The 6,727-nt window shown below is 71.8% G+C and carries 6 protein-coding genes; 3 read left to right on the plus strand and 3 right to left on the minus strand.

The features are described 5' to 3' along the window. The 3 genes from ACFWZ5_RS04085 to ACFWZ5_RS04095 all read left to right on the plus strand — a co-directional run bounded on the left by ACFWZ5_RS04085 (window position 1) and on the right by ACFWZ5_RS04095 (window position 4,027). Window positions 1-894 carry a geranyl diphosphate 2-C-methyltransferase gene (locus ACFWZ5_RS04085; protein WP_384786658.1) on the plus strand — a complete coding sequence of 298 codons (894 nt, stop codon included), beginning with the start codon at window positions 1-3 and terminating at the stop codon, window positions 892-894. A 167-nt stretch (window positions 895-1,061) separates the two neighbouring features. Next, the gene (locus ACFWZ5_RS04090; RefSeq protein WP_384786661.1) at window positions 1,062-2,384 is read left to right on the plus strand and encodes a cytochrome P450; all 1,323 of its coding nucleotides are present in this window, start codon (window positions 1,062-1,064) and stop codon (window positions 2,382-2,384) included. A 392-nt stretch (window positions 2,385-2,776) separates the two neighbouring features. Then, window positions 2,777-4,027, plus strand: a complete 1,251-nt coding sequence (locus ACFWZ5_RS04095) for a cytochrome P450 (protein ID WP_384786663.1) — start codon at window positions 2,777-2,779, stop codon at window positions 4,025-4,027. Here ACFWZ5_RS04095 and ACFWZ5_RS04100 read toward each other — a convergent pair. The 3 genes from ACFWZ5_RS04100 to ACFWZ5_RS04110 form a co-directional block, all read right to left on the minus strand. Continuing rightward, window positions 3,987-5,351 carry a cytochrome P450 gene (locus ACFWZ5_RS04100; RefSeq protein WP_384786666.1) on the minus strand — a complete coding sequence of 455 codons (1,365 nt, stop codon included), beginning with the start codon at window positions 5,349-5,351 and terminating at the stop codon, window positions 3,987-3,989. The genes ACFWZ5_RS04095 and ACFWZ5_RS04100 overlap by 41 nt on opposite strands. Before the next feature lie 91 nt (window positions 5,352-5,442). Next, window positions 5,443-5,988 carry a YceI family protein gene (locus ACFWZ5_RS04105; protein ID WP_384786669.1) on the minus strand — a complete coding sequence of 182 codons (546 nt, stop codon included), beginning with the start codon at window positions 5,986-5,988 and terminating at the stop codon, window positions 5,443-5,445. A 135-nt stretch (window positions 5,989-6,123) separates the two neighbouring features. Further along, the gene (locus ACFWZ5_RS04110) at window positions 6,124-6,597 is read right to left on the minus strand and encodes a carboxymuconolactone decarboxylase family protein (RefSeq protein WP_384786672.1); all 474 of its coding nucleotides are present in this window, start codon (window positions 6,595-6,597) and stop codon (window positions 6,124-6,126) included. Between the last annotated feature and the right edge of the window lie 130 nt (window positions 6,598-6,727).

A 6,727-nucleotide genomic window follows, 5' to 3' on the forward strand; every position in this document is an offset into this window, starting at 1 on the left:
ATGGACTCATCTGTGACCAGCACCGCGTTCAGCGTCAACGGCACCTCCGCTTTCGTCCCCGCCCCGGCGTCGCCCTACCAGGGGGACATCGCCCGCTACTGGGACCAGGAGGCCAGGCCCGTGAACCTGCGTCTCGGCGACGTCGACGGGCTCTACCACCACCACTACGGCATCGGCGACGTCGACCACGCCGCGCTCGGTGACCCCGGCGAGAGCGCCTACGAGAAGAAACTGATCGCCGAGCTCCACCGCCTGGAGTCGGCGCAGGCCGACGCCCTCCTGGACCACCTCGGCTCCATCGGGCGCGACGACACGCTCGTGGACGCGGGCTGCGGCCGGGGCGGTTCGATGGTCATGGCCCACCAGCGGTTCGGCTGCAAGGTCCAGGGCGTCACCCTCTCGGCCAAGCAGGCCGACTTCGCCAACCGCCGCGCCGACGAACTGGGCATCGAGGACCACGTCCGCGCCCGCGTGTGCAACATGCTCGACACGCCCTTCGAGACGGGCAGCGCCGCGGCCTCGTGGAACAACGAGTCGAGCATGTACGTCGACCTGCACGACCTCTTCGCCGAGCACTCCCGCGTCCTCGCGACCGGCGGCCGCTACGTGACCATCACCGGCTGCTGGAACCCGCGCTACGGACAGCCCTCGAAGTGGGTCTCCCAGATCAACGCGCACTTCGAGTGCAACATCCACTCGCGCCGCGAGTACCTGCGCGCCATGGCCGACAACCGCCTCGTACCGCAGACCATCATCGACCTAACGGCCGCGACCCTCCCGTACTGGGAGCTGCGGGCCACGTCGTCGCTGGTCACCGGCATCGAAGAGGCGTTCATCAACTCCTACAAGGACGGCTCCTTCCAGTACGTCCTGATCGCGGCCGACCGCGTCTGACCGTCCGTCGGCTCAAGGGGCCGGGCCGTCACACGACGGTCCCGGCCCCTACGGGGTGGCAGGCGCGGCCTGTTGCCCACCGCTCCCGCTCCCCTACAGTGCGTGCTGCCCGTACTCGCCCGTGACGCCGTACCGCCGCCGCACCGCCGCCGAACAGGAGCAGCCCCGTGGCCACCCACGCCCGCCCCGGCTCCCTCCCGAGTCCGTCCCCGACGGGCCGCCGGGTCCCCGAGCTCGATCCCGCCCTCGTCGGGCAGTGGCAGACCGGGGGAGGGGAACTCATCGACCTCTTCACCCAGGCGCACCAACGGCTCGGCGGCGTCGCCGCGTTCAGGCTCGGACCGCGCCCGACCGTCCTGGTCACCGCCCCCGAGGCCGTGCAGCACGTGCTCGCGCTCAAGCCCGACCGGTACGTGAAGCGCTCGCACCGCGCCCGGCTGCTGATCGGCGACGGCCTCCTGGCCGCGACGGGCGAGGCGTGGCAGCGGCAACGGCGGCTGCTGCAGTCCCAGTTCACCGGCCGCGGAATGCGCCGCTACGAGCAGCGGATCACCGAGGCCGCCCGGACCACCGCGGCCCGCTGGGCCGAGTACGCCCGCACCGGGCAGGCCTTCGACGTCGGCGAAGAGATGCGCCGCTTCGCCCTGGACACCATCTGGCGCTCCCTCACCGGACACCCCCTCGACCCCGGCACGGAGCGCGAACTGGCCTCCCTGCCCGCCGTGGTGGCCGCGCTGCCCAGCCTGCCCGCCGACGTCGCCGCGGCCCAGGGGGCCGTCGCCGCCGAGCTGGCCCGGGTCGACGCCGTGGCGAGCCGCGCCATCGCCGCCGCCCGCGAAGGCGAGGCCGGACCCGAAGGACCGGGTCTGCTGCACGTCCTGCTCGACGCGTCCGGGACGCGTCCCGAGTACACCGACCGGCTGATCCGCGACGAGCTCGTCACCCTGATGCTCGCCGGCCACGAGACCACCGCCACCACCCTGACCTGGCTCTACCTCCTGCTCGACCGCAACCCGCAGGCGCGCGAGCAGGCCCTGGCCGCGGGCCCCGATGGCTCCCCCGACCGGCGCCAGGCCGTCCAGGCGCTCGTCCACGAGACGCTGCGCTTCTACCCGTCGGCCTGGATCCTGCCGCGCTGCGCGGCCGAGGACGACGTCCTCGCCGGATACGAGATCGAGGCCGACACCGACATCCTGGTCTGCCCGTACCTCACGCACCGGGACCCCGAGCTCTGGGACGACCCCGAGCGGTTCGACGCGCAGCGCTTCACCACGCCCGGACGGCGCCCCACCCACCCGGGAAGCTACTTCCCGTTCGGCGTCGGACCCCGGGCCTGCCTGGGCCTGCAGTTCGCCCTGCGGGAGACGACGGTCCTCCTCGAGCACCTGCTGCCCGCCCACACCCCGCGCTTCCACTCCACCCCGACGAGGGCCGCGTACAGCATCACCGTCCGCCCCGACGGCCCGACCACCGCGGTGCTGGGCAGCTAGCGCGCCCGGTCAGCGGTCCGCCACCCAGGTCGGGATCGTTCACGCAGGACAGGATGCAGCCGTCGTCCTCGTCCCTCGCGCCCCCTTCCCGGCGGCCGCCGCGTCGAACGTGAGGGGGCGGTGAACGCGCCCTTCAGCGTGGCGCGGAAGTCGTACGGGCGCACCGTGTCGAGGTCGCTGTCCAGCTCGTACGGCAGCGGCCCGCCCTCCTGGAAGCGGGTCTGGGGCCCGGGCGAGGGTGGGCCTGGTGCCGCCCCTCGCGGACGGCACAGGGCGCTGCGCGGTCTCTTCACCGGGATCGCACCCGAACGTACGCTCCGCCACGGAGCCGACCCGCGAACCGGGCCGCTCGACCGTGCGGCCCTTTCACCCACCCCGCCCCGAGGTGACCAGTGGACACCGACACCCCCTTCACCCGCCCCGTCCGTCTCGACGCGAGCGCAGGTGACATCCACGGCGAGAACGAGAAGCTCCGCGCTCTCGGCCCCGCCGTACGCGTGGAGCTCCCCGGCGGAGTGCCCGCCTGGGTCATCACCCGCCACCAGACCCTCCAGGAGCTGCTCGCGGACCCGCGCATCGCCAAGGACCCCGCCCACTGGCCCGCGTTGCGCGAGGGAAGGGTCCCTGAGGGGTGGCCCCTGATCGACTTCGTCACCAACCGCGGCATGACCACCGCCGACGGCGAGGACCACCGGCGCCTGCGCAATCTGGTCACCCAGGCCTTCACACCACGGCGCGTCAGCGCGATGCGGCCCCACATCGAAGCGATCACGCACCGACTCCTCGACGCCCTCGCCGAGCACGGCACCGCTCCCGTCGACCTGCGCCGCCACTTCGCCTACCCGCTGCCCATGGCGGTGATCGGCGACCTCCTCGGCGTCCCCGAGGAGCGGTTCGACGCGTTCCGGAGCCTGTCCGCGAGCGTGACCAGCAGCGCCACCACACCGGAGGAGACGCTGGCCACCCGGCAGCGCCTGCACGCCCTTCTGACCGAACTCGTCGCCGCGCGGCGCCGACGGCCGGGCGAGGACCTGACCAGTCATCTGATCGCCGCACGCGATGACGGCGACCGGCTCACGGAGCCGGAGCTCATCGGAACCCTCGTCCTGGTCCTCGTGGCAGGGCACGGCACCACGCTCAACCTGATCACCAACGCGACCAGGGCCCTGCTCACCCACCCTCAGCAGCACGCCGCCGTGACCGCAGGACACCAGCCGTGGAGCGCCATGATCGAGGAGACCCTGCGCTGGGACTCTCCCGTCGCGCACTTCCCGCTGCGCTACACCCTCGACGACATCACCATCGACAACGTGACGATCCCGCGCGGCGACGCCGTCCTCGCCTCGTACGCGGCCGCGGGCCGGGACCCCGGTCAATACGGCCCTGACGGGGCCGAGTTCGACATCACGCGCCCGCCGTCCAAGCACCTGTCCTTCGGACACGGCCCGCACTACTGCCTCGGCGCCGCCCTGGCCCGCCTCGAAGCCGGGATCGCCCTCCCGGCCCTGTTCCACCGCTTCCCGCACATGACCCTGGCGGTGCCCGAGGACGAGCTGGTCCCGCTGCCGTCCTTCGTCAGCAACAGCGTGCGGGAACTGCCGGTCAGCCTGTGGCCGGATTCCCCTCCGGGGTGCGCAGGCTGAGGTTCATGGGGATGTCGTCGGCCGCCCAGAGCACGAACCGTTCGATCGGTGTCACGTCGTGTCCGGGTACGGGGTGGAACCGGAAGCGCTTGAGGAGGACGGCGAGGACCAGCTCGGCCTCGACCATGGCCAGGGCGGCGCCCTCGCAGCTGCGCGGGCCGAGGCCGAAGGGGATGTACGCGAGGCGCGGCCGCTTGGCGCTCTCCTCGGGGGTGAAGCGCTCGGGGCGGAAGCGGTCGGGCTCGGGCCAGTGGTCGGGGTTCATGTGCACGGCCCAGAACGGGTAGAAGATCGTCGTTCCGGCGGGGATGTCGTAGTCGCCCAGGACGAGGGCTTCGGTGGTCTCGCGCGCGCCGTAGGGGCCGGGCGGGTAGAGGCGCATCGACTCCTTGAGGGCCATCTCCAGAGAGGGGAGCCGCCTCAGGTCGGTGTACTCGGGCGCCGCCCGGTCCCCGAGCACGCGGTCCAGCTCGTCGGCGACGCGTTCGGCCACCTCGGGATGGCGGCCCAGCAGATGCAGGGTCCAGGAGACGGCGACGCCGGTGGTGTGGTGGGCGGCCAGCATCGTCACCATGACGGTGTCGCGGATCCGCGCGGGTGACGCACCGGCGTCGATGAGCGCCCCGATCAGATCGCTCCTGTCCGCGGGCCCGTCGGTACGACGGCCCGCACGACCGCTGGAGGGATGGGCGGCGATCACCTCGTCGACCGTCGCACGCAGGTAACTCAGCGCTTCTTCCGCCCGCTTGGCGCGCTCGTCCGGCGTCCCGGGCAGGGGCACCTGGTAGAGCCGTCCCAAATATTCGGTGAGGACGTCCTCGAACGCGGCGATGACCCGGTCCGGGTCGGCGGCGTCGCTGTCCAGCGCGTACTGGCAGATCATGCGCAGCGTCAGGGCGGTGAGATCCTTCTGCAGCGCCACGGGCCCGCGTCCGGCCTCCGCGGCCCAGCGGTCCGCGAGCCCCGTGGCCAGCGCCGTGAACTGCCCGAAGTGCCGCTCGTGGGAAGGGCGCCCGGCAAGGACGGAGAGGAGCAGCCGCCGCCACGGGGTGTGCTCCTCGGCCGGTAACACCTGTAAGTTCCCCGCCTCGCACAGCGGGGCCAGGAACGCGAACAACTGCTGCGGCCGCTCGTCGACCTGAGCGGTGGCCTCGAGCAGTACGGGGTCGGCGACCGACACGGCCGTCTCCGCCCCCGGAAGCTGGAACCGCACGACGGGCCCGTACTCGGCGTGCAGCTGCAACTGGTACGTGTGCAGCCCGCCCGCCGCCGCGACAGCCCCCACCCCACCGTCCGCCCGGGGCTCGGGTCCAGGGATCCGCATGGCCATGCCTCCTACCGGCAGATCGAGCGGGTCATGACGATCGCCCAAGCACCGTACCCAGGGCGCACTCCGCCGGAAAGTGCGCCCAAGGTCAGGCCCGCCGGATCGCGGCGATGTCGAACTCCAGCGTCACCTTCGGGCTCACCAGGACCGCGGTCGCGGCGTTCCAGTTCACGCCCCAGTCCTTGCGGTTGATCGTGGCGGTGCCCTTGAGGTCGACGCGGAAGAATCCCCGTGGGTCGTGCTCGGCGCCGGTCAGTTCGACGTCGACGGTGATCGGGTGGGTGACGCCGTGCAGGGTCAGGTCGCCGGTGACCTTGAAGTGGGTCTCGTCGGACGGCTCCACCCGGGTCGAGGTGAAGGTGATGTAGGGGTGGTCGTCCGTGTGCAGGAAGGTGGCGCGCAGCTGGTCGTCGCGCTGCTGGTGGTGGGTCTGGATGCTCGTTGCCCGGATCGTGAGCTGTGCGCCGGACTGCGACGGGCGGTCGCCGTCCAGGTGCGCGCTGCCCTCGAAGGCGTCGAACTGTCCGCGCACCTTCGTGCCCATGGTGTGCCGGGCGACGAACCCGATCCGGGTGTGGGCGGTGTCGAGAACGTAGTCGCCGGCCAGCTCGCCGGGTCTGGTCGTGGTGGACATGCTGGGTGACTCCTGGGGGAGGGAAGGGGGGAGCTGGTGGTGGGGCGGTGTGGGTCGAGTGGTACGACGGCCGGACCCCCGCGCGTGGAGGTCCGGTGTCCGGCCGTCGTCGTCAGCTGTGTTCGCGGTGGGGGATCAGGCGAACTGGCCGGGCGTGTAGTCGCCCGCGGGACGCTGGGTGATGACGTTCAGACGGTTGAGGGCGTTCATGACGGCGATGGTCGACACCAAGGCGGCGAGCTGGTCCTCGTCGTAGTGCTTGGCCGCGTTCGCCCAGACCTCGTCGGGGACCCCGCCGGCCGCGTCGGCGATGCGCGTGCCCTGCTCCGCCAGCTCCAGGGCGGCCCGCTCGGCCTCGGTGAACACCGTGGCCTCCCGCCAGACCGCGACCAGGTTGAGGCGTAGCGAGGACTCCCCGGCGTGCGCGGCGTCCTTGGTGTGCATGTCGACACAGAAGCCACAGCCGTTGATCTGACTGATGCGGAGCGCGAGGAGTTCCAGCGTCGCGGGCGGCAGCGGTGCGTCCATGAGTGCCTTGCCCGCCGAGACGATGTGCTTCAGGGCCTTGGCCGAGACCGGGTTGGTGAAGATGTCGAGACGGGTGTCCATGGTGATCTCCTCTTCGTGCGGGGCCGTTCCGGCGCAGATGCGGAACAGCTGTTCGCGGGATTGTGTTCGTCCCAGCAGTTACGACGAGGCGGCCCCGCGGAATGTGAGGTGACGCGACGACGTCACATTC

This window comes from Streptomyces sp. NPDC059003 (genome assembly GCF_042740445.1).
GTDB lineage: Bacteria > Actinomycetota > Actinomycetes > Streptomycetales > Streptomycetaceae > Streptomyces.

Bases quoted from the DNA above. Each gene is read 5' to 3' on its own strand.
- ACFWZ5_RS04100 (WP_384786666.1), bottom strand. From the start codon at position 5,351: ATGCGGATCCCTGGACCCGAGCCCCGGGCGGACGGTGGGGTGGGGGCT.
- ACFWZ5_RS04110 (WP_384786672.1), bottom strand. From the start codon at position 6,597: ATGGACACCCGTCTCGACATCTTCACCAACCCGGTCTCGGCCAAGGCC.
- ACFWZ5_RS04085 (WP_384786658.1), top strand. From the start codon at position 1: ATGGACTCATCTGTGACCAGCACCGCGTTCAGCGTCAACGGCACCTCC.
- ACFWZ5_RS04105 (WP_384786669.1), bottom strand. From the start codon at position 5,988: ATGTCCACCACGACCAGACCCGGCGAGCTGGCCGGCGACTACGTTCTC.